The organism is Demequina phytophila (genome assembly GCF_000971135.1).
Classification (GTDB): domain Bacteria; phylum Actinomycetota; class Actinomycetes; order Actinomycetales; family Demequinaceae; genus Demequina; species Demequina phytophila.
Window position 1 is genome coordinate 315234 of record NZ_BBLW01000001.1, and the last position, 23418, is coordinate 338651.

Consider the following 23418-nt stretch of genomic DNA (forward strand, 5'->3'; position numbering starts at 1 on the left):
GATGCCGGGGCCGGGCGGGTGCTCAGCCGTGCGGGATCAGGGTGTACTTGGTCGAGAGGTACTCGTGGATGCCCTCGGCGCCGCCCTCGCGGCCGATCCCGGACTGCTTGACGCCGCCGAACGGCGCCGCGGCGTTGGACACCACGCCCGCGTTGAGCCCCATCATGCCGGTGTCGAGCCGGTCGATCAGCCGCTGCCCGCGGGCAAGGTCGCTGGTATACGCGTAGGACACGAGGCCGTACTCCGTGGAGTTCGCGAGCGCGATGGCCTGGTCCTCGGTCTCGAATGTCGCGATGGCGAGCACGGGGCCGAAGATCTCGGTCGACAGGATCTCGGAGCCCGGCTGCACGCCGGTGAGCACGGTCGGCTCGACGAACGAGCCGACGCCGTCGATCGCCGCGCCGCCCGTGGCGATCGTGGCGCCCTTGGCCACCGCATCGTCCACCAGGGCCAGCGACGTCGCGACGGCGCGGTCGTCGATGAGCGGGCCGATGGCGACGCCGTCCTCGGTGCCGCGCCCGACCTTCATGCCCGCGACGCGGGCCGTGACGCGGCGCGCGAACTCGTCCGCGACGGACGCGTGCACGATGAACCTGTTGGCCGCGGTGCACGCCTGGCCGATGTTGCGGAACTTCGCCATGAGCGCACCCTCGACGGCCTTTTCCAGGTCCGCGTCCTCGAACACCAGGAACGGGGCGTTGCCGCCCAGCTCCATCGAGACGCGGAGCACGCCGTCGGCGGCCTGCTTCATGAGCGCGCGGCCCACCTCGGTGGAGCCGGTGAAGGACAGCTTGCGCAGGCGCGGGTCCTCGAGCAGCGGCGCCGTGACGGCGCCCGAGCGGGTGGTGGTGATGACGTTGACAACGCCGGCCGGCACGCCGGCCTCCTCGAGCACGCTCGCGAGCAGCAGCGTGGTGAGCGGCGTGAGCGCGGCGGGCTTGACCACCACGGTGCACCCTGCGGCCAGCGCGGGGGCGATCTTGCGCGTCGCCATCGCGAGCGGGAAGTTCCACGGGGTGATGAGGTAGCAGGGCCCGACGGGACGCTGCGAGACCACCATGTTCCCGGTGCCCTCGGGGTTCGACCCGTAGCGCCCGGTGATCCGGACGGCCTCCTCGGAGAACCAGCGCAGGAACTCGTTGCCGTACGCGACCTCGCCGCGCGCCTCGGCGAGCGGCTTGCCCATCTCGAGGGTCATGAGCAGGGCGAAGTCCTCGGTGCGCTCGCGCACCAGGTCGAACGCGCGGCGCAGGATGTCGGAGCGGACGCGCGGCGCGGTCGCGGCCCACGCCTCCTGCGCGGCGACCGCCGCGTCGAGGGCGCGCTGGGCGTCCTCGGGCGTCGCGTCGGCGATGGTGGCGAGCACGTCACCGTTGGAGGGGTCGAGCACGTCGAACGTGCCGGCGGACGATGCGGCGGTCCACTCTCCCCCGACGTACAGGGACGTGGGGACGGAGTCGAGCAGGGTGCGCTCGGCGGTGGCGGTCATGCGGACACCTCCGCGGCGAAGGCGGCGGCGACCACGTCGAGGCCCTCGTGGAGCAGCGCGTCGCCGATGCTGAGCGGGGGAAGGAAGCGCAGCACGTTGCCGTAGGTGCCGCACGTGAGGACGATGACGCCTTCGGCGATGCATCGCTTGGCGACGGCGCCGGCGAGCGCGGCGTCGGGGGCCTGCGTGGCCGGGTCGACGACCTCGATCGCGACCATCGCTCCGAGACCGCGGACGTCGCCCACGCGGGGGTCGTCGGCCTGCAGCGCGCCCAGGCGGCCCAGCATGATCTCGCCGAGCTCGGCGGCCCGCTCGACGAATCCCTCGGTCTCGAAGGCGTCGATCGACGCGAGCGCTGCGGCGCAGGCGATCGGGTTGCCGCCGTAGGTGCCGCCCAGGCCGCCGGCGTGCGCGGCGTCCATGATGTCGGCGCGGCCGGTGACGGCGGCGAGCGGGAGGCCGCCCGCGATGCCCTTGGCGGTGGTGACCAGGTCGGGGGTGAACCCGAAGTGCTCGGACGCGAACATCGCGCCGGTGCGGGCGAACCCGGACTGGACCTCGTCGGCGATGAGGACCACGCCGTTGGCGTCGCACCAGGCGGCGATCGCGGGCAGGAAGCCCTCGGCGGGAACGATGAAGCCTCCCTCGCCCTGGATGGGCTCGATGATGACCGCCGCGAGGTTCTCCGCGCCCACCTGCTTCTCGATCACGGAGATCGCCTTCGCCGCCGCGTCGGGGCCGGAGAGGCCGTCGCGGTACGGGTAGGACATGGGGGCGCGGTAGACCTCGGACGCGAAGGGTCCGAAACCGCTCTTGTACGGCATCGACTTCGCGGTGAGCGCCATCGTGAGGTTGGTGCGGCCGTGATACGCGTGGTCGAACGCGACCACGGCCTGGCGCTTGGTGAACTTGCGGGCGATCTTCACGGCGTTCTCGACGGCCTCGGCGCCGGAGTTGAACAGCGCGGACTTCTTCTCGAAGTCGCCGGGCGTGAGGCGGTTGAGCGCCTCGGCGACCGCGACGTAGCCCTCGTAGGGCGACACCATGAAGCAGGTGTGTGTGAACTGCGCGGCCTGACGCTGCACGGCCTCGACCACCTTGGGGTGGGCGTTGCCCACCGAGGTGACCGCGATGCCGGAGCCGAGGTCGATCAGCGAGTTGCCGTCGGCGTCGAGCACGACGCCGCCGCCCGCGGCGACCGCGGCGATCGGCGCGGTGTGACCCACGCCCTTGGCGACGGCGGCGGCCTTGCGGTCGAGCAGCTCCTGGGAACGCGGTCCTGGGATCGCGGTGACGAGCCGGCGCTCCTGCGCGAGCGCGGGTCCGCCGGGGATCGAGGGCGCGCCGTCGGCGGCGATGTCGAGGGTGGTCATGGGTGCGACGCTAGGCCCGGGGGCGCCGGTCGACCACCCGCCGCTGCGTACAACCGCTTGCGCCTCACTGTCCACGGTGGCAGGCTCGCGGCATGGCCTCACCGACGATCCGCGCGCTGCTCGCGCGTCCCGAGCTGAAGCTGCGCCTCGCCACACCGGAGGAGGACGTCGGCCCGGGCGCGCTCGACGCGACGGTGCGATGGGTGCACAGCTCGGACCTGCTCGATCCGACGCCGTTCCTGGCGGGCGGCATGGTGCTGCTCACCACGGGCACGCAGTTCCACGACTCCGGGGACAGCCCGAAGGCGTATGCCGCCTACGTGAAGCGCCTGGCACGGTCGGGGATGCTGGGGCTCGGCTTCGGCACCGAGGTGGTGCGCGACGGCATCCCGGACGCGCTCATCGCGGCCTGTCGGGATGCCCGCCTGCCGCTGTGGGAGGTGCCGTACGACACCCCGTTCATCGCGCTCGCCCGCGCGAACGCGGAGGCCCTCGCGGCGGTCGCGTACGAGCGTCGCACGTGGGCGCTGGAGGCGCAGCGCGCCGTCGCGGTGGCGGCGCTGCGGCCCGACGGGCTCAAGGCGATGCTCGCCGAGCTCGCGCGTCGGCTCGGCACCTGGGTCGGGCTGGTCGACGCGGACGCCCTCCTCCACGAGCACCCGGGCGGCGGGGTCGACGCGGACGCCGTCACGGACCTGCAGCACCACGCGGGGACGATGCTGGTGCGGGGCGTGCAGGCGACGTCCGGGGCCACCGTCGCCGGCAGGGACTTCCAGCTCCAGACGCTCGGCCAACGCGGTCGCCTCCGCGCCGTCCTCGCGATCGCCGCGGACGAGCTCGACGAGCAGCAGCGCGCCGTGGTCACCACGGTGGTCGCGATGGCGGCGCTCGCGCTCGAGCAGCGGCAGGACCTCGAGCTCGCACGCGACGCGCTCGCGGCCGGGGTGCTCGAGGCGCTCACGCGCGGCGACGTCGCGCTGGCGGCGTCCGTGGCCGCGGCCTCCGGCTCGCCGCTGCCCGCGGCGCCCGTGGTGGTGGCCGTGGCCGACGAGAGGCTGGCCTCGGTGGGTGGCGCGGGCCGGTGGCTCGACACGCGCGGTGTCGCGGTGCTGCACGCGCAGCGCGGCGGCGACCTGGTGATGGTCCTGACCGAGGAGGACGCGCCCCTGGTCGACGAGCTGGTGCTGCGCCACGGCGGCACGGTCGGGGTGTCCGCGCCGGCGCGGCTCGACGCCCTCGCGGAGGCGCTGGTGCAGGCGCGCACCGCACGCGAACGGCGCACGGGTCCCGTGACGCGGTTCGCCGACCTGCCGGGAGCCGGGGTGCTCACGCTGCTCGACGGGCCGCAGGCGCGTGCGGTCGCGCGCGCGGCGCTCGAGCCGCTCGCCCGGCACGACGAGGAGCAGGGCACGGAGCTGGTGCCCACGGTGGCGGCATGGATCGCCGCGGACTGCTCGCACGACGCCGCGGCGCGGGCGCTCGGCGTGCACCGGCACACGGTGCGCGCGCGCCTCACCGCCGCACAGGAGCTGCTCGGTCAGGACCTCGCCACCGTGGCGGGTCGCGCCCAGGTGTGGGCGGCGCTGCGCGCGGCGGGGCTGCTCGACTGAGGCGCCCACCCGCCCGGCCGGCCGGCCGCCCGGCCGGCCGCCCGGCCGCCCGGCCGCGACCAGTCTCCACACAGAATCTGCAACTGCGCCCGTGCCGCGGGCGATGTCAAGCTGCGTGGAGTCGCTCGGCCTCTGCTTCGGTGCTTGGCGTGGGCAGGTTGATGCCGACCAGTTTCGCGGGTTGGGCGGTGCGCGGGCGATCACGGAATCGTTCGGGGAAGGCGTCGTAGTAGGCGTCCTGGACGATGCTGCGCGCGACCCAGCGGGCATGCCAGCTGCCGTCGTGGACCTCATTCGGGGTGAACAGCCCGATCCCTGAATGCCGGTGAGTGCCGTTGTACCAGGGTGCATACCAGTCGACGTAGGCGCGGGCCGCGTCGATGTCCGCGAAGGTGCCGGGGAAGTTCGGCCGGTACTTCATCGTGCGGAACTCGGACTCCGAGAACGGGTTGTCGTTGGACACTCGCGGCCGGTTGTGAGTGCGTGTGATGCCGTGCTCGGTCAGGAAATCGCCCAGCAGGTTCGACCGCATCGCCGGGCCCGAGTCGGCGTGGACCGTGTGGGGTGCGCCGTGCTCGGCGATCGCGGTCGCGAACATCTCGACGGCCAGGTGGTCGGCTTCGCGTTCCTCAACCCGCCAGCCCACGAGCTTGCGGGAGTAGATGTCGATGATCGAGTAGGCCTTGAAGGACTTGCCCCGCCACAGCGAGTGCAGGTCGGTGATGTCCCAGCTCCACACCTGGTTCGGGCCGGTCGCGTACACCACCGGCGCTTCACGCGACTGCCGTGCCGTGCGACGCGTGGGCGCGACCGGACGAGCGGACTTGTCTGCAATCTCCTTCGTGATGCGCCACCACGACCGCCTGGACGCGACCATCACACCGTCGTCCCACGCAGCCGCGAACGAGTGATCGACTGAATGGCCCTGTTCCCAGCCGGCCGTGACCTGGGCCTCGACGACCGCCCTCTGCTCGGCAGTGATGCGCGACGGATAGGCGCGCTCCTTGTGCGGCTTGGGGCTAGCGACCCGCGGTCGTGGCTTCGCCCGGTAGTGCCACGTCGACCGCGACAGCCCCACCACCGTCAGCGCCTTGCGGACCGACCCCAACGCGTCAGCAAGCTCCACGACCAAAGAGTTCTCCAGCGTCAGGAATCCGTCGGCTCTTCCGACGGCGTCGACGTCGGCGGGGTCGACTCGTCGGGCTCGTGCTCGCTCATCGCGTGCAAGAGCCCGATAACTTTTCCCAACGCATCGTTCGCGGCCTCCAGCTCACGCACCCGCGCCCGCAGCCGCTCCGTCTCAGCGGCGTGATCCGCACGCTCCTTGGCACGCCGCTGCTCAAGCGCACGCCGCTCTCCTGGGGGAACCGTCATCCGGCTACCCTCTCGCGGAATCAGGCCCCTGGCGATATCTCCCTCGTACACGGCCTCACGCCAGCGTCGCATCGTCCACGACGAGATCCCATGCTCCTGAAGCCAGGCCTCCTTCGACCCGTACGCCACCAACGCGTACTCGTACACCAACTCCCGGATCTCCTCAGCGGAGTACCCCACCGACACCGTCACCCTCTACCTCCTGATCGTGAACTGACTCACGACCAGCCTGGCGGAGAGGGCCGGTCGGGCGATGCGACGCGAGTGGCATGCGAATCCGGCCTCAGCCGGGATTCTGTGTGGAGACTGGCCTCCGAGCGATCAGGCGATGAGCGCGTCGATCTCGCTCAGCGCGTTGTCGATGACGGCGAGGCCTCGACGGAGCTCGGCCTCGGTGATGACGAGCGGCGGCGCGATGTGGGTGCGGTTGAAGTGCACGAACGGCCACAGGCCCGCGTCCTTGCACGCCTTCGCGAACACGCCCATGGGGGCGGCGTCCGCGCCGGCGGCGTTGAACGGCACCAGCGGCTCGCGCGTCTCGCGGTCGCGGACCAGCTCGATCGCCCAGAACAGGCCGGTGCCGCGCACCTCGCCCACGCACGGGTGCGACTCGAGCCAGCCCTGAAGCGTCGGCTCGACCACCCGCGCGCCCAGGTCCTTGACCCGCTCGAGGATGCCGTCCCTGCGGAACACCTCGAACGTCGCGACGCCCGGGGCGCACGCGAGCGGGTGGCCCGAGTAGGTGAGGCCGCCGGGGAACGCGCGCTCGTCGAAGGCCGCCGCGATCTCCGCGGAGATCACCACGCCACCCAGCGGCACGTAGCCCGAGTTGACGCCCTTCGCGAACGTGATGAGGTCCGGCTCGACGCCGTGGCCCTGGAACGCGAACCACTCGCCGGTGCGGCCGAATCCCACCATGACCTCGTCGGCGATGTAGACGATCCCGTACTTGTCGCACAGCTCCCGCACGCCCGCGAGGTAGCCCGGCGGCGGCACGAGCACGCCGTTGGTGCCCACCACGGTCTCGATGAGGATCGCGCCGATGGTCGACGCGCCCTCGAGGATGATGGTCTGCTCGAGGTGCTCGAGCGCGCGCGCGGTCTCCTCCTCGGGCGTCGACGCGTGGAACGCCGAGCGGTAGAGGTAGGGCCCGAAGAAGTGCACCACGGAGCCGTCCGCGGGCTCGTTGGGCCAGCGGCGCGGGTCGCCCGTGAGCGAGATCGCCGTGGTGGTGTTGCCGTGGTAGCTGCGGTACATCGCGAGCACCTTGCGCTTGCCCGTCACCAGGCGGGCCATGCGCACCGCGTTCTCGTTCGCGTCGGCGCCGCCGTTGGTGAAGAACACCTTGGTGAAGCGCTCCCCCGCCACGTCCGTGATGAGGCGCGCGAGCTCGCCGCGCACGTCGTTCGCGAAGGACGGCTGGATGGTCGCGAGGGTGCGCGCCTGCTTCTCGATGGCCTCGATGAGGTCGGGGTGCTGGTGACCCAGATTGAGGTTGACCAGCTGCGAGCCGAAGTCGAGATAGCGGTTGCCCGCGTAGTCCCAGAACTCGGAGCCCGCGCCGCCGGCGATGGGCAGCGGGTCGATCATCCCCTGCGCGCTCCACGAGTGGAACACGTGGCCGCGGTCATCGGCGCGCACGCGTGCCTCCGCGCCGGTCATGGCGTCGCTGTCGAGGGTCATGTCCGCGCCTCTCAGTGGTTGCTCGGGAAGCCGAGGTCGATCTGCGACTCGCTGGGCTCGGGCCAGCGCGTCGTCACCACCTTGCTCCGCGTGTAGAAGTGGATGGACTCGGGTCCGTAGATGTGCGAGTCGCCGAACAGCGAGGACTTCCAGCCGCCGAACGAGTACGCGCCGATCGGCACGGGCAGAGGCACGTTGACGCCCACCATGCCCACCTCGATGTCGATCTCGAACGCGCGCGCGGTGGCGCCGTCGCGCGTGAAGATCGCGGTGCCGTTCGCGAACTGGTTCGCGTTGACCAGGGCCACGGCCTCGTCGTAGGACGATGCGCGGGTCACCGCGAGCACGGGGCCGAAGATCTCGTCGTCGTAGACCTTCATGCCGGGCTTCGCGTGATCCACCAGCGAGGTCCCCACGAAGAAGCCGTCGCCCTCGAACTCCTGGGTGGTGCCGTCGACCACCACGGTCGCGCCCTCGGCGGCCGCACCCGTGACGTACGAGGCGACCCTGTCGCGGTGCTCGCGCGTGATGAGCGGGCCCATCTCCGAGGCCGGGTCGGTGCCGTCGCCGATGGTGAGCGTCGCCATGCGCTCGGCCACCTTGGCGACCAGCGCGTCGGCGGTCTCCTCGCCGACGGGGACCAGGACGGAGATCGCCATGCAGCGCTCGCCCGCCGAGCCGTACGCCGCGGAGACCGCGGCGTCCGCCGCGGCGTCGAGGTCCGCGTCGGGCATCACGATCATGTGGTTCTTCGCGCCGCCCAGCGCCTGGACCCGCTTGCCGTGCGCGGTGCCGCGCTCGTAGATCGCGCGGGCCACCGGGGTGGAGCCGACGAAGGACACGGCGCGCACGTCGGGCGAGTCGAGGAGCGTGTCGACCGCGACCTTGTCGCCGTGGACCACGTTGAGGACGCCCGCCGGCAGGCCGGCCTCCTCGAACAGCGCGGCGAGGAACAGGGACGCCGAGGGGTCCTTCTCGGACGGCTTGAGGACCACGGTGTTGCCGCACGCGATCGCGGAGGCCGCCATCCACAGCGGCACCATCACGGGGAAGTTGAACGGGGTGATGCAGCCCACCACGCCCACCGGCTGCTTGGTCGAGTGCACGTCGACGCCGCGCGCGACCTGCTCCGAGTGCTCGCCCTTGAGGTGGTGCACCAGGCCCGCGGCGAACTCGACGTTCTCGATGCCGCGGCTGATCTCGCCCTTCGCGTCGGAGAGCACCTTGCCGTGCTCGCGGGTGATGATCGCGGCGAGCTCGTCCTGGCGCTCGATCAGCAGGTGGCGCAGGCGGAAGAAGACGTCCGCGCGCTTGATCAGGCCCGTCGCGCGCCAGGCGGGCAGCGCGGCCTTGGCGGCGGCGATCGCCTGCTCGACCTCCGCGACGGACGCGTAGGCGACCTCCGCTACGGCCTCGCCGGTGGCGGGGTTCCAGACCTGGCCGGTGCGCTCTGCGGCGCCGAAGGCCTCGCCTGCGACATGGTGACGGATCAGGCTCACGGTTCTCCTCTCGGGACGCGCCGGACACTCTGCCGGACGCGATGGCGGTGCGATGGCACTCAGATTCACACATACGATGGCCCGATGGAGCCCTCGGAACGTCGTCATCTCACGTCGGGACCTACACATCGTCCGGCCGGCACGGCGCTCGCCGCGCTGCCCACCGTGGCGGAGCTGCTGGAGGACCCCGCGTTCCGCGCGGGGCTGCCCGAGGTGGTGGTCGGGGGCGACGCGCTCGACGCACCCGTGAGGTGGGTCCACACCTCCGAGCGGGGCGACATCGCGCGCATGCTCGACGGGCGCGAGCTCGTGCTGTCGATGGGGACGGCGTGGCCGGAGGACGATGCCGCGCTCGGCGTGTTCGTCGACAGCCTGGCGGACGTGGGGGCGTCCTGCCTGGTGCTCGAGCTCGGCACGCGCTACGACGCCCTGCCGCCGGCCGTCCGATCCGCCGCGGAGAGCCGCGGCCTCGCGCTCGTGGTGCTCCACCGCGAGGTGCGGTTCGTGTCGCTCACGGAGGCGGGGCACGGCCGCATCATCGCGGGCCAGATGACCGCCCTGCGCGCCCGCGACGAGGTCCGCGAGGTGTTCACCTCGCTCGCGCTCAGGGGCGCGCCAGCCGACCACGTGGTCCGCGAGCTCGCCCGCGCGCTCGGGGCGCCCGTGGTCCTCGAGAGCTTGGCGCACGAGGCGCTCATCGCGGAGATCCCGGCCGGATCCGAGCAGACCGTGCTCGCCGACTGGGAGCGCCGCTCGCGCGCCGCCCACCGCGAGGCGCAGGCCGGCGCGCACGGCGAGGAGGGCTGGCTGGTGGTGCCGGTCGACGCGCGCGGCAAGCGCTGGGGCTCGCTGGTCGCGCTGCCGGGTCAGGCACATCCGGCCGGACGCGCGAACGTGCTGAGCCAGGGCGCGATCGCGCTCGCGCTGGGCAGGCTGGCCGACGGCGGTCGCGACGAGTGGGCCGCGATCGCCCGACGCCACGTCCTCGACCCGCTGCTCGCGGGCCGCTTCGCCACGCCCGAGGCGATGGCGGCACGGCTCGAGGCCGCCGGCGTGCCCGTCGAGGGCCGGCTGCTCTACGGCCTCGCGCTGCGCGGCTCCGAGCCCTCGCCCGCCGAGATCGAGGCGTGGGCGCTCGCCGCCGGCGGACGCGCCCGGGCGCTCGCCATGCCCTCCCGGAGCGGGGCGGCCCTCACGGTGGTGCTGCTGTCCCTGCCCGCGCATCGTCCCCTCGACGAGGCGGCCACCGCGGCCCTCCAACGCGCGCTGCGCGACGGCGGCCGCGTCGCGATCGCGGTGGGTCGCGAGGCGCGCGACGTCGACGGCGCGACGCTCGCGCTGCACGAGGCGATCGACAACGCGGGCGAGCCGGCCGCCGGCACGGTGCTGTGGGTGGAGCGGCGGCCGCTCGCGCGGTTGCTCAGCTCGCTGCGCGACGACCACCGGCTGCTCGACCACGGCGAACGCGTCCTGTCCCCCATCGTCGAGCACGACCAGCGCACGTCCGGCGACCTGCAGCGGGTGCTGCGCGCCGCGCTCGCGCACCCGGGCAACCGCACCGCGGCGGCGCGCGCGGCGCACCTGTCGCGTTCGGTGTTCTACCAGCGGCTGGAGCTCATCGAGACGCTCCTGGGCGTGGACCTCGAGGACGGCGAGACGCAGACCGCGCTGCACGTGGCGCTGCTGTCGCGGCCCGGCGCGCGCGACTGACCGCTACCCGGCGACGTAGACCTTCCGCAGCGTCTCCGTGACGGTCCAACGGGTCCGCATGCCCTCCTGGAGCCACACCATCGACCCCGGCCCGACCTCCGCCGGCGGCAGCGCGGGGTCGACGTACTCGATGGTCGCCCGACCGGACAGGACCACGAACACCTCGTCGGCCTCGACGTCGGTCGCGACCCCGGCCGTCATCTCCCACACGCCCACCTCGACCTCGCCCACCTCGGCGAGCGCCGCGGCCCCCGCGACGGGGGTCCCGGCCTCCACGAGCTCGGCCTCGACCGGCTCGGTCTCGATGGCGACGGTGTGCAGGTCGACGGGGATGCCGGGTTCGAGGATCATGCCTCGCACCCTAGCCCGGCGGCATCCACCCGCGGCCTGCGGCTCGCCCGCCACCGGTGCGCGATCGCGCGGGCGCACCGCGGCACGTTCGACAGCAGCGCGAGCGCGCCGAACGCGAGGTAGCTGGGGATCACGGCCGTGCCGGTCCATCCGAGGCCGATGACCACGTAGATGACCCCTTCGGCCGCGCTGACCGCGGTCGCCAGCACCGAGATGCCGGCGACGTCGGCGGCGCGCATGCCCGACCACAGTGCGGGGATCGCGTAGGCGGCCGCCACCGCGACGAGCGACATGCCGACCGACATGCGCAGGACGCCGGCAGCCTCCCCCACGATCCCGATGAGCGCGAGCCCCGCGACCGTCGCGCCCGCCGCGCGCGGCAGGACCACACGGAAGCCGGGATCGAGCCGGACGGCGTCGACGCACAGCCGCGCGTGGAAGTACGCCCACACCGCGGTCGCGACCACCACGCCCCACGCCTGCGCGAGCACCGCGACCGCGAACCACGCGGGGATCGAGCCGAGGAGCACGCCCAGCGAGACCGGCGAGAGACCGGCGACGCTGCGCGAGCGGCGCACCCGCAGCCACGCGGGCACCGACCTGCCCAGCTCGACGGCGACGAGGCCGGCGCCGGTCGCCAGGGCCCCGACGAGCCCCGGGGTCACGAGTCGAAACCGAGGCCCACGGCGTCGAGGCCGCGAAGCAGCAGGTTGCGACGGCCCTCGCGGTGGTCCGCGCGGTCGAGCGACCAGCGCGTCGCGTTGATGCCCAGGCTCGCGACGGGCTCGGGCGGGAACGGCAGCGGCCGCTCCTGGACCATCCGCAGGCGCGTGCGCTCGGTCTGCTCACCCGCCAGCAGGTCGAGCATCACGTTGGCGCCGAACCGGGTCGCGCCCACGCCGAGCCCGGTGAAGCCCAGCGAGTACGCGACGTCGCCACCGCGCGCCGTGCCCCAGAACGCGCAGAACCGGGTGCTGGTGTCGATGGCGCCGGCCCACCGGTGCGTCGCACGGATCCCGTCGAGCTGCGGGAACGTGGTGAGGAGGTGGCTCGCGAGCTTCTCGTACGACTCGCGTCGGTCCTGGTAGGACGCCTTGACGCGGCCGCCCGCGTGGTAGATCGCGTCGTAGCCGCCGAACAGCAGGCGGTCGTCCGCAGTGAGCCGGTAGTAGTGGAACTGGTTGGCCATGTCCGCGACGCCCTGGCGACCCTCCCACCCGATCTCCGCGAGCTGCGCGGGGGTGAGCGGCTCGGTCATGAGCGCGTAGTCGTAGACGGGCACGGTCATGAGCCGGTTGCGCTTGAGCAGCGAGGTGAACACGTTGGTGGCGAGCGCCACCTTGCCCGCCCGCACGTGCCCGTCGCGGGTCCGCACCACGGGGCCGTCCTCGAGCGCGGTGACGGGCGAGCGCTCGAAGATCCGCACGCCCAGCTGCTCCGCGACGCGGGCGAGCTCGCGCGCGAGCTTGCCGGGGTGCACCAGCGCGGTGTCGTCAGGGCTCAGCTGTCCACCCAGGTAGGTGGGCGAGTTCACGAGCGCGCGGGTCGCCTCGGCGTCGAGCACCCCGTCCCCCTCGAGCCACTCCAGCTGGTGCGGCTCGACCGCGACCGCGAGCGCGCCGGCGCGCTGCCAGTCGACATCCATCGAGTACCGCCCGACCGTCGCCTCGATCTGGTCGAGGTTCTCCATCCCCAGGCGGTCGAGCTCGTCGATCTCGTCGGGCCAGCGCGACTCGCCGTTCTCACGCCCGTGCGTGAGGCTCGCCTCGCAGAAGCCGCCGTTGCGGCCCGACGCCGCCCACCCCACGCGCCGCCCCTCGAGCAGCACCACGTCCAGGTGCGGGTCGCGCTCCTTCGCCAGCACCGCGGTCCACAGTCCCGAGTACCCGCCGCCGACGATCACCAGGTCGGCGCGGTGGCTCCCGCTGAGGCGCGGCCGCTCGGGGCCGGGCGCGTCGTCCGTCCAGAAGGGATCGAGGCGTGAGCCCTCGAGCATGGTGGCGATGGACGATGCGGCAGCCGGGTGGCGCTCGAAGACCGTGGTTCCCACGGGTATCACTCCTGACGGTGAAGGGCTTGGCGGCATCGAACCGCACGCGTGGCCCGGATGCAAGGGACCTCGGACACTCGTGCACCTGCGGGGAGGGGTGACCGACGCATCGTCCGGACCCGGCATGGACCGCGGCCCGGGCGATCGGCTACCGTGTGAGGTGCACTCCCCGGGTGTGCGACCCCAGCGCCAGGCCGGCGGGCGGTCGCGAACCTCACCTCATGAAGATGCCCGTCGCCAGGCCGGTCGGGTGGAGGAGTCATGCCTGTCACGCTCGACCGCGCCCGGATCGCCCAGTTGATCGAGGAGCAGACCGCCCTGCTCAACGAGCGCACCGTGAAGTCCAAGGCCATGTACGCCCACGCGTCGGAGCACCTCTCCGGCGGCGTCGCGTCCAGCTACCAGGGCCGCGACCCGTGGCCCATCTACATCGACTCGGGTGCGGGCGACCGCATCGTCGACGTCGACGGCAACGAGTACTACGACTTCCACAACGGATTCGGCTCGATGGTCCAGGGCCACGCCCACCCCGCCATCGGCGCGGCGCTCGAGAAGCGCTACCCGCTCGGCACCCACTTCGCCGCCGCCACCGAGGACGTCATCGACGTCGCCGACGAGCTCGCGCGCCGGTGGGGCCTGCCCAAGTGGCGCTTCACCAACTCGGGCTCCGAATCCACCATGGACGCGATCCGTATCGCCCGCGCCTACACCGGCCGCGACACCGTGATGAAGATCTTCGGCTCGTACCACGGCCACCACGACACCGTCATGGTGTCGATCGGCGTCGAGTACGACAAGATCGGCGACCGCGAGAACTACGCGTCGCTGCCCTACGGCGGCGGCATCCCGCAGGCGACCGTCGACATGACCGTCGCGGTGCCGTTCAACGACGCGGGCGCCATGGAGCGCCGCATCATCGCGCTCGACGCCGAGGGCCGGAAGCCGGCCTGCGTCATCATGGAGGCCGCCATGATGAACCTGGGCGTGGTGCTGCCCGAGCCCGGCTACCTCGAGGCCGTGCGCGAGATCACCAGGAAGCACGGCATCGTGCTGATCTTCGACGAGGTCAAGACCGGCCTCGCCATCGCCCCGGGCGGCGCGACCGAGAAGTTCGGCGTCACGCCCGACATGGTGACGCTCGCCAAGGTGCTGGGCGGCGGCCTGCCGTCGGGCGCGATCGGCGGCTCCGCCGAGGTGATGAGCGTGGTCGAGGACCACACCGTCTACCAGGTGGGCACCTATAACGGGAACCCGCTGTCGATGGCCGCGGCGAAGGCCTCGCTGCTCGAGGTGCTCACGCCCGCCGCGTACGAGCGGCTCGCGGAGCTCAACGACCGGATCGTCGCCGGCTGCCAGGCCGTCATCGAGAAGTACGACCTCGCGGGCTACGCCGTGGGCATCGGCTCGAAGGGCTGCGTGACGTTCTCCACCGAGAAGATCACCGACTACGAGACCTTCAAGAACGCGCAGGACGTCGAGCTGTGCGACCTCGCCTGGCTGTGGAACATGAACCACGGCATCTTCATGACGCCGGGCCGCGAGGAGGAGTGGACGCTCTCGGTGGTCCACACCGACGAGTCCGTGGACGCCTACATCAAGGCGTTCGACGAGCTGGCGGCGGCGCTCACCGCGTAACCGCCCCGTGCACACGGAAGGCCGGGTCCCGCTGAGGTGGGCCCGGCCTTCCGCGTTCACATCACGGTGATGCCGCGCGCGGCGAACTGCCCCCTCACGCGATCGAGCAGCTCGTGCGACGGCGTGGGGGTGTCCTCGAGCAGGTACGGCTCCCCCGTCGCGGCCCACTTGTCGCGGCCCAGCTGGTGGAACGGCAGCACCTCGACCCGCGCCACCCCGTCCAGCGTCGCGACGAAGTCCGCGACCGCGTCGACGTTGTCGACCGCGTCGGTGAGCCCGGGCACCAGCACGAACCGGATCCACATGGTCCGGCCCCGGTCGGACAGCCGCCGGGCGAAGTCGAGCGTGGGCTGGAGCGGACGCCCGGTCACGCGGGTGTAGGTCTCGGGGATGCCCGACTTGATGTCGAGCAGGAACAGGTCGATCTTTTCGAGGTCCTCGTCGGACAGCCGCGCGCCCAGCAGTCCCGCGGTGTCCAGCGCCGTGTGCACGCCCATCGCGTGGCAGCGGCGGAACACCTCCATGACGAATTTCGCCTGGAGCAGCGGCTCGCCGCCGGAGATCGTGATGCCGCCACCGGAGACCTTGAGGACCTTCTCGTAGCGGCGGATCTTCTCCATCACCTCGTCGACGCTGTGGCGCTTGCCGTCGCGCATGCGCCACGTGTCGGGGTTCTGGCAGAACTGGCAGCGCATCCCGCAGCCCGCCATGAACAGGGCCATGCGGGTGCCCGGGCCGTCGGCGCCGGTGACGAGGTCCCACGAGTGGACCGAGCCGGTGGTGTGGTCGACGATGCGCTCGGCGGCGGCCATCTCCTCGTCGGCCACCTCCATGGGGGGCGACGCGAGAAGCGGGACGGGGACGGGCTGGTCAGGCATGGCGGGGACCTCCTGCTACTGAGGATAGAAGCGGCGCCCCGCCCCCGGTGGGGACGGGGCGCCGCTGGGTGTCCGGTCTGCGGAGAGCGGGCTACAGCCCGGCGTGGAACGTGCGGGAGAGCACGTCGAGCTGCTGCTCGCGGGTCAGGCGGACGAAGTTGACGGCGTAGCCCGAGACGCGGATGGTGAGCTGCGGGTACTTCTCCGGGTGCTCCATCGCGTCCTCGAGGACCTCACGGTTGAGGACGTTGACGTTGACGTGGAAGCCCTGCGACACGTTGTACGCGTCGAGGATGCCCACCAGGTTCTTCACCTGGTCCTCGCGGGTGCGACCCAGTCCGGACGGCACGATCGAGGTGGTCAGCGAGATGCCGTCCTGCGCCTCCGCGTAGGGCAGCTTCGCGACGGAGAGGGCCGAGGCCATCACGCCGTGCACGTCGCGGCCGTTCATCGGGTTGGCACCGGGAGCGAAGGGCTCGCCGGCGCGGCGGCCGTCGGGGGTGTTGCCCGTCGCCTTGCCGTAGACCACGTTGGACGTGATGGTGAGCACCGACTGCGTGTGGGTCGCGTTGCGGTAGGTGGGCTGCTGGCGCACCTTCTCCATGAAGCGGCCCACCAGGTCCACGGCGATCTCGTCGACGCGGTCGTCGTCGTTGCCGTAGCAGGGGAACTCGCCCTCGACCTCGTAGTCCACCGCGAGGCCCGAGGCGTCGCGGACGGGACGCACGGTCGCGTACTTGATGGCCGATAGCGAGTCCGCCGCGACCGACAGGCCGGCGATGCCGCAGGCCATGGTGCGGAGGATGGTGCGGTCGTGCAGCGCCATCTCGATGCGCTCGTACGCGTACTTGTCGTGCATGTAGTGGATGACGTTGAGCGCGTCCACGTAGGTCTCGGCGAGCCAGTCGAGGAGGCCGTCGAACGCCGCCATGACGGAGTCGAAATCGAGGACCTCGTCCGTGAGGGGTGCGCTCACCGGGGCGACCTGCTTGCCGGACACCTCGTCGCGGCCGCCGTTGATCGCGTACAGCAGCGACTTGGCGAGGTTGACGCGGGCGCCGAAGAACTGCATCTGCTTGCCCACGGCCATCGCGGACACGCAGCACGCGATCGCGGTGTCGTCGCCGTAGCAGGGGCGGATCAGCTCGTCCGACTCGTACTGGATGGCCGAGGTGTCGATCGAGACCTTCGCGCAGAAGTCCTTGAAGCCCTGCGGGAGGCGGTCCGACCAGAACACGGTGAGGTTCGGCTCCGGGGCGGGGCCCAGGTTGTAGAGCGTCTGCAGGTAGCGGAACGAGGTGCGGGTCACCAGCGGGCGACCGTCCTCGCCGACGCCGCCGATGGTCTCGGTGACCCACGTCGGGTCGCCCGAGAACAGGGCGTCGTACTCGGGGGTGCGCAGGAAGCGCACGATCCGCAGCTTGATGACGAAGTCGTCGATGATCTCCTGCGCCTGCTCCTCGGTGAGGACGCCCTCGGCGATGTCGCGCTCGAGGAACACGTCGACGAAGGTCGAGGTGCGGCCGAGCGACATGGCGGCGCCGTTCTGCTCCTTCACCGCGGCGAGGTACGCGAAGTACAGCCACTGGACGGCCTCGCGGCCGGACTGCGCGGGGCCGGAGATGTCGAAGCCGTAGGAGGCCGCCATCTGCTTGAGCTCCTTGAGCGCCTTGATCTGCTCGGAGTTCTCCTCGCGGTCGCGGATGATGTCCTCGGTCGAGCGCTCCATGTCGAGCTCCATGCGCTCGAGCTTCTTGCCCTCGATCAGGGCGTCGACGCCGTACAGCGCGACGCGACGGTAGTCGCCGATGATGCGGCCGCGGCCGTACGCGTCGGGCAGGCCGGTGACGATGTGCGAGGAACGGGCCGCGCGGACGTTCGGCGGGTACGCGTCGAAGACGCCGTCGTTGTGGGTCTTGCGGTACTTGGAGAAGGTCTCCTCGAGCTCCGGCTTGATCGGGTAGCCGTAGGTCTCGAGCTCCTTCACCACCATGCGCCAGCCGCCGAACGGCATGATCGCGCGCTTGAGCGGGGCGTCGGTCTGCAGGCCGACGATGACCTCGTTCTCCTGGTCGATGTAGCCGGGGCCGTGCGAGGTGATGAGGGCCGGGGTCTCCCAGTCGACGTCGTAGACGCCCTTCTCGCGCTCCTCCGGGAACATCGCCGAGAGCTTGTCCCACACGCCCGTGGTGCGGGCGGTCGCGCCGGCAAGGAAGGAGTCGTCGCCCTCGTACGGCGTGTAGTTCTTCTGGATGAAGTCACGGACGTCGATGCCGTCGCACCAGGCGCCGGTGGTGAAGCCGCGCCACGCGTGGGCGCGGGGGTCGCCCGCGTCGTCCTGGATGGTGGTGCTGTCGACGGCTTCTGCGGTCATGGCCTGTACTCCCTCTCCCAATTGGATGGCCCTGTAGGGCCGATGCGTGGGGCTCGCTCCTGCCGGGATGGCGGTGTGGATTGCCTCGTGTTTCACCGTACGGTCGGGGAGGACCCTTTGCATGGGACCAAGTGCCCGCGGACCTTCGGTCCTGGAATGGGAGGGGTCAGGGAAGCGCGCGCGCGGACGCGGTCGCGTCGAGGTTCACGGCGCCGGGCAGCCACGTCGCGCCGAACAGCACGGGCGTGCGCAGCGCGAGCGCCACCTCGACGGTGACGCCGTCCGGGGACGATGCAGCGGTCAGGACCGCGCCTTCCAGCCCTTCGCGCGTGGCGGAGAGGGCCAGCTGGGTGCGCGCCGCGGCGTCGAGCGCGACGGGGTCGAGGCGGGTCGCCCCCGTGGAGTAGTAGGCGTCGAGGTCGAGCGCGTCGGCGGCCGCGAGCGCGACCTCGTCCGCCGCGTGGGCGAGGCGCGACCGTTGCAGCTGGACGTGCGTGACGGCGGCGACGGTGACGAGCGCGGCGAGCAGCACGGCCACCAGGCCGAGGGTGAGGACGGTGATCGAGCCCTCGTCGTCGCGCGGCACGGTCATGGCGCATACCCGTCGACCGGGCTGGACGCGGTGGAGTCGATGGTGATCCGCGCGGGGATCGCGGCGCGCACCAGGGCGGGCACCCCCGGCAACGGGACATGGAGCTCGACCCGCGCGATCACGGTCGACCCGGCGGCCAGGCAGGCGCCGTCGCAGCCCAGCTCGACGGCGGCGGTCCCGATCCCGAAGTCCTCCGCGGCGACCGCGGCAGCCGCGTCCGCGGCGGCACGCGACTCCGCGAGCGCCTCCTCCGGCGTGGCGCCTGCGTCGAGAGAGTCGAGCCCGGTCACCACCGCGGCGCGTGCGGCGGAGTACGCGGCGGCCTCGGCGGCGTAGGCCCCGGCCTGCACGCGGGAGACGGCGACCACCAGGTAGAGGAGAGGCACGAGCAGCACGAGCGTGAGCGCGACCAGCTCGACCGTGGCGGCGCCGTCCTCGGCGCGGAGGTCACGGCGCATCGACGCCCTCGATCAGCGCGCGGCCGCTCGCCTCGACTCTGTGGGAGGTCCACAGCACCACCGACGCCTCGCCGGTCAGGGTGACCCGCACCGCGGCGCGACCGCCCACGTCCTCGTGGGAGATCGCCGCCTGCGTGCCCATCCCGAGCGACGACTCGGCGCAGGTGGCCGCCCGGGCGACCCCCGCATCGTCCCCCTGCCGCGCGACGGCGGCGACGCGGGCGCCCTCGGACGCGCACGCGGTGAGCGTGCTCCGGACGTGCGCGGCGAGGGCGAGCTGGAGCACGCCGAGCGCGACCGCGGCCACGAGGACCGCGACCAGCACGAACTCGACGGCCGCGGAGCCCCGGTCAGGCGCCGGTGACCGATTCAAGGGCCGTCGTGAACATCTCGCTGAGCGCGGGCCCGGCGAGCGCCCAGATGGTGGCCACCAACCCGGCGGTCATGAGCGTGATGAGCACCCAGCCGGGCACGTCACCGCGGTCTTCGCTCCAGTCCCTCTTCCACTTGTCCATCTCTCCCCCATCTCCTACAACCCCAGCCGGAGCGCGATGAGCCCCGGGTACAGCGCGAACAGCACGGTCACCGGCAGGATCAGGAGCACGACGGGCACGAGCATCGCGATCTCGCGCTTGCCGCCTTCCTCGAGCAGCACCTGGCGTCCGCGGTCGCGTACGTCGGTCGCCTGCGCGTGCAGCACCTCCGCGAGCGGTGTGCCGCGTTCGATCGCCGTCACCAGCGCGTCCGTGAACGACGTCACGACCGGCTCGCCCGCGCGGGCGGCGAAGCGGTCGAGCGCGCTGGCGACCGTGCGGCCTGCGCGGATCTCGGCGAGCGCGGTCCGGAGCTCGTCGCCGAGCGGACCCGGCGAGAGCGTGGCGACCCGGTCCAGGGCGGCCGGCACCGACTCGCCGGCGACCACGGCGAGCGCGAGCATCTCCGCGGCGGCGGGGAGCTCGTGACGCATCCGGCCACCGCGCGCGGCGGCGCGGCGGGACAGCAGCACGTCCGGAGCGAGCCCGCCGAGCACGGCACCGCACGCCGCGACGACGAGCGCCACCACGGGGCCGGTGCCACGGGCCACGCCGAGAAGAAGTCCGACCGCGAGGCCGGCCGCCAGACCCGCCGCCGCGCCCGCGAGCGCCTGCGCCCGATGCCGCGCGACCGCGGTGGCGGATCCGGCGCGCGCGAGGCGACGCTCGAGCTCCTCGGTGGGTGCTCCGAGCCGTGCGACCAGGCGCGACGCGTCGGCGATGACCGGCGCCACCATCCGGGCGAACGGCCCTCGAGCGACGGACACCGTGGAGGACCCGCGCAGGCGGGGCGCGAGGCGCCTCTCGAGCGAGAACCGGCGCGCGTGAGCCCAGGACCACACGAGGCCGAGGCCGGCGGCGAGGCAGAGGCACAGGAGGGCGATCATCGCAGCACCCGCTCCTCCGCCGGAAGCCTGCCGAGTCGTCGCATGAGCGCGTACGCGCCCACGCAGGCGAGCGCGCCGGCGACCAGGACGGTGGCGCCCGCGGCGGTGTCGAATGCGGCGAGCCCGCCGGGCCGGGTCGCGAGGAGCGCGAGCAGCAACCACGGCGCCGCGACGGCGAGCCGTGCCCCGTTGACGGTCCACGACTGGCGCGCCTCGAGCTCTCCCCTGACCCGGGCATCGTCCCGGAGGAAGCGCGCGAGCGAGCGCAGGACGGCGCCCACCTCCGTGCCGCCGACGTCGCGCGCGAGGCGGACGGCCTCGACGATGCGGTCGGCCACCGGGTCCGCGAGACGCGCCTTGAGCGCGTCGAGAGACGCGCCGAACGCGCCGCTGGCGCGATAGTCCTCGGCAAACGCGGCGAACGCTGGGCGCAGCGGCTCGGGTCCGCGGTCGCCGAGCGCCGCGAGCGCTTCCGGCAGCGCGAGCCCCGCGCGGATGCCCGACGCGATGGTGTCGACCGCCTCGGGCCAGGCCCCGCGGAGCCGCGCACGGCGTCCCCGCGCGCGGGCCGAGACGGCGGCGAACGGCGCGTACCCGCCGGCGGCGCCGGCGATGACCGCGACCGCGATCGAGCCGGTGAGCGACCATGCCAGCACCAGCGCGATCAACCCCAACCCGCACGCGGACGCCCCGAACACGCCCGCGGTCACGCCGTGGATCCCCGCCTGGACCAGCCGGTCCTCGAGGTCGCGCGCCCGTGATCGCGGGCGCGCGGGCCGCGCGGGCGCCTCCCAGCAGGCAAGCCACACCAGCAGGAGCCCCGTCCCCAGCACGAGCCCCAGCACGGCGTCCATCTCAGGCCGCCAGGATCTCGGTGAGGACGATGCCGCGGCCGGCGAAGCGGTCAGCGTGCGGCGGGAAGCCCGTGCCGCGGGTGAGGACGCCGTCGCGCGTGGCGTAGATCTCGGACAGCTCGATCACGCCGGACTCGACGCGGCCGGACACGCCCACCACCTCGCGGACCCGACGCGACCCGTCCGCCTCCAACCCCACGTGGACCACGAGATCCACGGCGGACGCCACGGCGGGCACCACGAAGCGGTCGGAGACGTTGTCGCCAGCCAGCAGCGGCAGCGTGCACATCTTCGCGAGCGCGTCGCGGGCGGAGTTGGCGTGGATGGTACAAAGCCCAGGTAATCCGGCGTTCAGGGCGATCAGCAGGTCGAGCGCCTCCGCCTCCCGCACCTCGCCCACCACGATCCGGTCGGGGCGCATGCGCAGCGCCTCCTTGACCAGCCGTCGCAGCGAGATCTCGCCCGTGCCCTCGAGCGACGCCTGGCGGCATTGGAGCGCCACCACGTCCCGCAGGCCGAGCGCCAGCTCGAACACCTCCTCGCACGTGATCACCCGCTCCCGAGCCGGGATCGCGCCCGCGAGCGCGCCGAGCGTGGTGGTCTTGCCCGCCTGCGTCCCTCCCGACACCAGGATGGTGAGCCCCGCGCGCACCGCGCCCTCGAGGAACCGCGCCGCTCCCGGGGTGAGGGTGCCGAGCGCGACCAGGTCGTCCACGTCCGAGGCCCGTGCGATGTACTTGCGGATGTTGACCGCCCAGTGGCGTCGCGTGACGTCGGGGATCGCGACGTGGAGCCGCTCGCCGCCCGGGAGCGCCGCGTCGACGAAGGGCGAGCTCAGGTCGAGTCGCCGGCCCGCGAGCGCGAGCATCCGCTCGACCAGCGCGCGCACCTCCTCGGCGCTCAGCAGGATGCTGGTCAGCTCGCTCACCCCGCGCCGTGCGACATACACCTCATGCGGGGAGTTGATCCAGATCTCCTCCACCGTCGGGTCGTCGAGCAGCGGCTGCAGCGGACCCAGGCCCGCGACGGCGTCGGTGATGGCGCGCGCGAGCGCGTCGCGGTCGGGCACGGGGGCGCGGCCGTCGAGCAGCGCGCGCTCGTCCCACGCGTCGATCGCGGCCGTCACGAGCGACTCGACGGCCCGCGCATCCCTCGCCGGGTCCACCCCGGAGTCGCGGATGCGTGCGCGGACGTCGTCCTCGATGCGCCCCAGCACCTCTCCCCCCATGCCGGCGACGTTATCCCGATTCGGACAATTGGGACAAGGGGTGTGGAAAATCGAAACCGCTGGCAGGCGAGCGGATCACCGCCGGCAACCGGCGCATCGTGCCTACGCTGGCTCCATGTGCGGACGCTACGCGAACTTCCTGACCGAGCAGGAGCTGGTCGACGCCTTCGAGATCGCCGTGATTGCGGACGACGCCCGGCTCGCCCCGCGCTACAACATCGGCCCGATGCAGGAGACGGCGATCGTGGTGGCCCGCAAGGAGGAGGGACGCTCGCTCGAGCTGGCGCGGTGGGGCCTGGTGCCGTCGTGGGCGAAGGACCCGGCGATCGGGTCGAGGATGTTCAACGCGCGCTCCGAGACCGTCGCGGAGAAGCCGTCGTTCCGGTCCGCGTTCGCGAAGCGGCGCTGCCTGGTGCCGGCGAGCGGCTACTACGAGTGGACCACGCGCGACGGCGTGAAGACGCCGCACTTCATCCACACCGAGGACGGCTCCCCGCTCGCGTTCGCGGGGCTGTTCGAGTTCTGGAAGGACAAGGCGCAAGGGGACGATGCACCGTGGCTCGCCTCGTGCTCGATCGTCACCACCGCGTCGCGGGGCGACATGCAGGAGATCCACGACCGGCAGCCCGTCATGCTCGTGCCCGACGAGGCCGACGCGTGGCTCGACGCCGCCTCGACGCAGGACGACCTGTTCGCCGCGATCGCGGCGCCCGCGCCGGAGCTCGCGTGGCACCAGGTGGGCCGCGAGGTCGGCAACATCCGGAACCAGGGCGAGGGGCTCATCGCGCCGGTCTAGCGTCGCTCAGCTCCCCCCAGCGAGGCGGGATCGGGCAGAAGCGT

Annotated in this window: 22 protein-coding genes; 4 read left to right on the forward strand and 18 right to left on the reverse strand. The window is 72.6% G+C overall.

Features of this window, described 5'->3' with window-relative positions:
• Positions 1-22: 22 nt before the first annotated feature.
• Positions 23-1489: an NAD-dependent succinate-semialdehyde dehydrogenase gene (locus tag AOM01_RS01535; RefSeq protein ID WP_062287937.1), complete on the reverse strand. Its 1467-nt coding sequence runs from the start codon at positions 1487-1489 to the stop codon at positions 23-25.
• Positions 1486-2862 (reverse strand): 4-aminobutyrate--2-oxoglutarate transaminase, encoded by a 1377-nt coding sequence (gene gabT, locus AOM01_RS01540; protein ID WP_062287940.1) that lies wholly within the window; start codon positions 2860-2862, stop codon positions 1486-1488. The genes AOM01_RS01535 and gabT overlap by 4 nt, the downstream gene beginning before the upstream one ends.
• A 92-nt stretch (positions 2863-2954) precedes the next feature.
• Here gabT and AOM01_RS01545 point away from each other — a divergent pair, with 92 nt between their 5' ends.
• Positions 2955-4472 (forward strand): PucR family transcriptional regulator, encoded by a 1518-nt coding sequence (locus AOM01_RS01545; protein ID WP_062287943.1) that lies wholly within the window; start codon positions 2955-2957, stop codon positions 4470-4472.
• A gap of 106 nt (positions 4473-4578) precedes the next feature.
• Here AOM01_RS01545 and AOM01_RS01550 read toward each other — a convergent pair whose 3' ends face one another.
• From AOM01_RS01550 to AOM01_RS01565, 4 genes are all read right to left on the reverse strand, one after another.
• On the reverse strand, positions 4579-5553 hold the full coding sequence (locus tag AOM01_RS01550; protein WP_062288593.1) for an IS3 family transposase: 975 nt from the start codon (positions 5551-5553) through the stop codon (positions 4579-4581).
• A 65-nt stretch (positions 5554-5618) separates the two neighbouring features.
• The gene (locus tag AOM01_RS01555; RefSeq protein WP_062287946.1) at positions 5619-6038 is read right to left on the reverse strand and encodes a hypothetical protein; all 420 of its coding nucleotides are present in this window, start codon (positions 6036-6038) and stop codon (positions 5619-5621) included.
• A 129-nt stretch (positions 6039-6167) separates the two neighbouring features.
• Positions 6168-7529, reverse strand: a complete 1362-nt coding sequence (locus AOM01_RS01560) for an aspartate aminotransferase family protein (protein WP_062287949.1) — start codon at positions 7527-7529, stop codon at positions 6168-6170.
• Positions 7530-7540: 11 nt separating this feature from the next.
• On the reverse strand, positions 7541-9028 hold the full coding sequence (locus AOM01_RS01565; RefSeq protein ID WP_062287952.1) for a CoA-acylating methylmalonate-semialdehyde dehydrogenase: 1488 nt from the start codon (positions 9026-9028) through the stop codon (positions 7541-7543).
• A gap of 84 nt (positions 9029-9112) precedes the next feature.
• Between AOM01_RS01565 and AOM01_RS01570 the strand changes: the two genes are divergently transcribed.
• The gene (locus AOM01_RS01570) at positions 9113-10738 is read left to right on the forward strand and encodes a PucR family transcriptional regulator (RefSeq protein WP_156155780.1); all 1626 of its coding nucleotides are present in this window, start codon (positions 9113-9115) and stop codon (positions 10736-10738) included.
• A 3-nt stretch (positions 10739-10741) separates the two neighbouring features.
• Here the strand turns inward: AOM01_RS01570 and AOM01_RS01575 are convergent, their stop codons facing one another.
• From AOM01_RS01575 to AOM01_RS01585, 3 genes are read right to left on the reverse strand one after another with little or no spacing between them, the layout of a single operon-like run.
• Complete coding sequence (locus AOM01_RS01575; RefSeq protein ID WP_062287955.1) at positions 10742-11089, reverse strand: cupin domain-containing protein; 348 nt, start codon at positions 11087-11089, stop codon at positions 10742-10744.
• The gene (locus AOM01_RS01580; RefSeq protein WP_062287958.1) at positions 11086-11754 is read right to left on the reverse strand and encodes a hypothetical protein; all 669 of its coding nucleotides are present in this window, start codon (positions 11752-11754) and stop codon (positions 11086-11088) included. Before AOM01_RS01580 ends, AOM01_RS01575 begins: the two co-directional genes overlap by 4 nt.
• Entirely contained in the window at positions 11751-13139 is a 1389-nt protein-coding gene (locus tag AOM01_RS01585) for an NAD(P)/FAD-dependent oxidoreductase (RefSeq protein ID WP_062287961.1), read from the reverse strand. The genes AOM01_RS01580 and AOM01_RS01585 overlap by 4 nt, the downstream gene beginning before the upstream one ends.
• Positions 13140-13400: 261 nt before the next feature.
• On the opposite strand from AOM01_RS01585, the gene AOM01_RS01590 reads away from it, so the two are divergent.
• Entirely contained in the window at positions 13401-14774 is a 1374-nt protein-coding gene (locus tag AOM01_RS01590; RefSeq protein WP_062287964.1) for an aspartate aminotransferase family protein, read from the forward strand.
• Between the two features lie 56 nt (positions 14775-14830).
• Here AOM01_RS01590 and pflA read toward each other — a convergent pair whose 3' ends face one another.
• From pflA to AOM01_RS01630, 9 genes are all read right to left on the reverse strand, one after another.
• The gene (gene pflA / locus AOM01_RS01595; protein ID WP_062287967.1) at positions 14831-15652 is read right to left on the reverse strand and encodes a pyruvate formate-lyase-activating protein; all 822 of its coding nucleotides are present in this window, start codon (positions 15650-15652) and stop codon (positions 14831-14833) included.
• Positions 15653-15743: 91 nt separating this feature from the next.
• Entirely contained in the window at positions 15744-18026 is a 2283-nt protein-coding gene (pflB, locus tag AOM01_RS01600) for a formate C-acetyltransferase (protein ID WP_082109891.1), read from the reverse strand.
• Between the two features lie 166 nt (positions 18027-18192).
• Positions 18193-18618: a pilus assembly protein TadG-related protein gene (locus tag AOM01_RS01605; protein ID WP_062287970.1), complete on the reverse strand. Its 426-nt coding sequence runs from the start codon at positions 18616-18618 to the stop codon at positions 18193-18195.
• A complete protein-coding gene (locus AOM01_RS01610) occupies positions 18615-19076 on the reverse strand; it encodes a hypothetical protein (protein WP_062287973.1) in 462 nt (153 codons plus the stop codon). Before AOM01_RS01610 ends, AOM01_RS01605 begins: the two co-directional genes overlap by 4 nt.
• A complete protein-coding gene (locus AOM01_RS01615) occupies positions 19066-19449 on the reverse strand; it encodes a TadE/TadG family type IV pilus assembly protein (RefSeq protein ID WP_082109892.1) in 384 nt (127 codons plus the stop codon). The genes AOM01_RS01610 and AOM01_RS01615 overlap by 11 nt, the downstream gene beginning before the upstream one ends.
• Complete coding sequence (locus tag AOM01_RS14560) at positions 19427-19591, reverse strand: hypothetical protein (protein ID WP_169746497.1); 165 nt, start codon at positions 19589-19591, stop codon at positions 19427-19429. The genes AOM01_RS01615 and AOM01_RS14560 overlap by 23 nt, the downstream gene beginning before the upstream one ends.
• A 14-nt stretch (positions 19592-19605) precedes the next feature.
• Entirely contained in the window at positions 19606-20496 is an 891-nt protein-coding gene (locus AOM01_RS01620) for a type II secretion system F family protein (RefSeq protein ID WP_062287979.1), read from the reverse strand.
• A complete protein-coding gene (locus tag AOM01_RS01625) occupies positions 20493-21350 on the reverse strand; it encodes a type II secretion system F family protein (RefSeq protein WP_062287982.1) in 858 nt (285 codons plus the stop codon). Before AOM01_RS01625 ends, AOM01_RS01620 begins: the two co-directional genes overlap by 4 nt.
• 1 nt (position 21351) lies before the next feature.
• The gene (locus AOM01_RS01630) at positions 21352-22578 is read right to left on the reverse strand and encodes a TadA family conjugal transfer-associated ATPase (RefSeq protein ID WP_062287985.1); all 1227 of its coding nucleotides are present in this window, start codon (positions 22576-22578) and stop codon (positions 21352-21354) included.
• 115 nt (positions 22579-22693) lie between these two features.
• On the opposite strand from AOM01_RS01630, the gene AOM01_RS01635 reads away from it, so the two are divergent.
• A complete protein-coding gene (locus tag AOM01_RS01635; protein ID WP_062287988.1) occupies positions 22694-23374 on the forward strand; it encodes an SOS response-associated peptidase in 681 nt (226 codons plus the stop codon).
• Positions 23375-23418: the final 44 nt, after the last annotated feature.

What these genes read in the sequence shown, in the direction of transcription:
- gabT (WP_062287940.1), bottom strand. Translation starts at nt 2,862, where the DNA reads ATGACCACCCTCGACATCGCCGCCGACGGCGCGCCCTCGATCCCCGGC.
- AOM01_RS01575 (WP_062287955.1), bottom strand. Translation starts at nt 11,089, where the DNA reads ATGATCCTCGAACCCGGCATCCCCGTCGACCTGCACACCGTCGCCATC.
- AOM01_RS14560 (WP_169746497.1), bottom strand. Translation starts at nt 19,591, where the DNA reads ATGGACAAGTGGAAGAGGGACTGGAGCGAAGACCGCGGTGACGTGCCC.
- AOM01_RS01535 (WP_062287937.1), bottom strand. Translation starts at nt 1,489, where the DNA reads ATGACCGCCACCGCCGAGCGCACCCTGCTCGACTCCGTCCCCACGTCC.
- AOM01_RS01625 (WP_062287982.1), bottom strand. Translation starts at nt 21,350, where the DNA reads ATGGACGCCGTGCTGGGGCTCGTGCTGGGGACGGGGCTCCTGCTGGTG.
- AOM01_RS01570 (WP_156155780.1), top strand. Translation starts at nt 9,113, where the DNA reads ATGGAGCCCTCGGAACGTCGTCATCTCACGTCGGGACCTACACATCGT.
- AOM01_RS01605 (WP_062287970.1), bottom strand. Translation starts at nt 18,618, where the DNA reads ATGACCGTGCCGCGCGACGACGAGGGCTCGATCACCGTCCTCACCCTC.
- AOM01_RS01630 (WP_062287985.1), bottom strand. Translation starts at nt 22,578, where the DNA reads ATGGGGGGAGAGGTGCTGGGGCGCATCGAGGACGACGTCCGCGCACGC.
- pflB (WP_082109891.1), bottom strand. Translation starts at nt 18,026, where the DNA reads ATGACCGCAGAAGCCGTCGACAGCACCACCATCCAGGACGACGCGGGC.
- AOM01_RS01545 (WP_062287943.1), top strand. Translation starts at nt 2,955, where the DNA reads ATGGCCTCACCGACGATCCGCGCGCTGCTCGCGCGTCCCGAGCTGAAG.
- pflA (WP_062287967.1), bottom strand. Translation starts at nt 15,652, where the DNA reads ATGCCTGACCAGCCCGTCCCCGTCCCGCTTCTCGCGTCGCCCCCCATG.
- AOM01_RS01620 (WP_062287979.1), bottom strand. Translation starts at nt 20,496, where the DNA reads ATGATCGCCCTCCTGTGCCTCTGCCTCGCCGCCGGCCTCGGCCTCGTG.
- AOM01_RS01610 (WP_062287973.1), bottom strand. Translation starts at nt 19,076, where the DNA reads ATGCGCCGTGACCTCCGCGCCGAGGACGGCGCCGCCACGGTCGAGCTG.
- AOM01_RS01560 (WP_062287949.1), bottom strand. Translation starts at nt 7,529, where the DNA reads ATGACCCTCGACAGCGACGCCATGACCGGCGCGGAGGCACGCGTGCGC.
- AOM01_RS01635 (WP_062287988.1), top strand. Translation starts at nt 22,694, where the DNA reads ATGTGCGGACGCTACGCGAACTTCCTGACCGAGCAGGAGCTGGTCGAC.
- AOM01_RS01590 (WP_062287964.1), top strand. Translation starts at nt 13,401, where the DNA reads ATGCCTGTCACGCTCGACCGCGCCCGGATCGCCCAGTTGATCGAGGAG.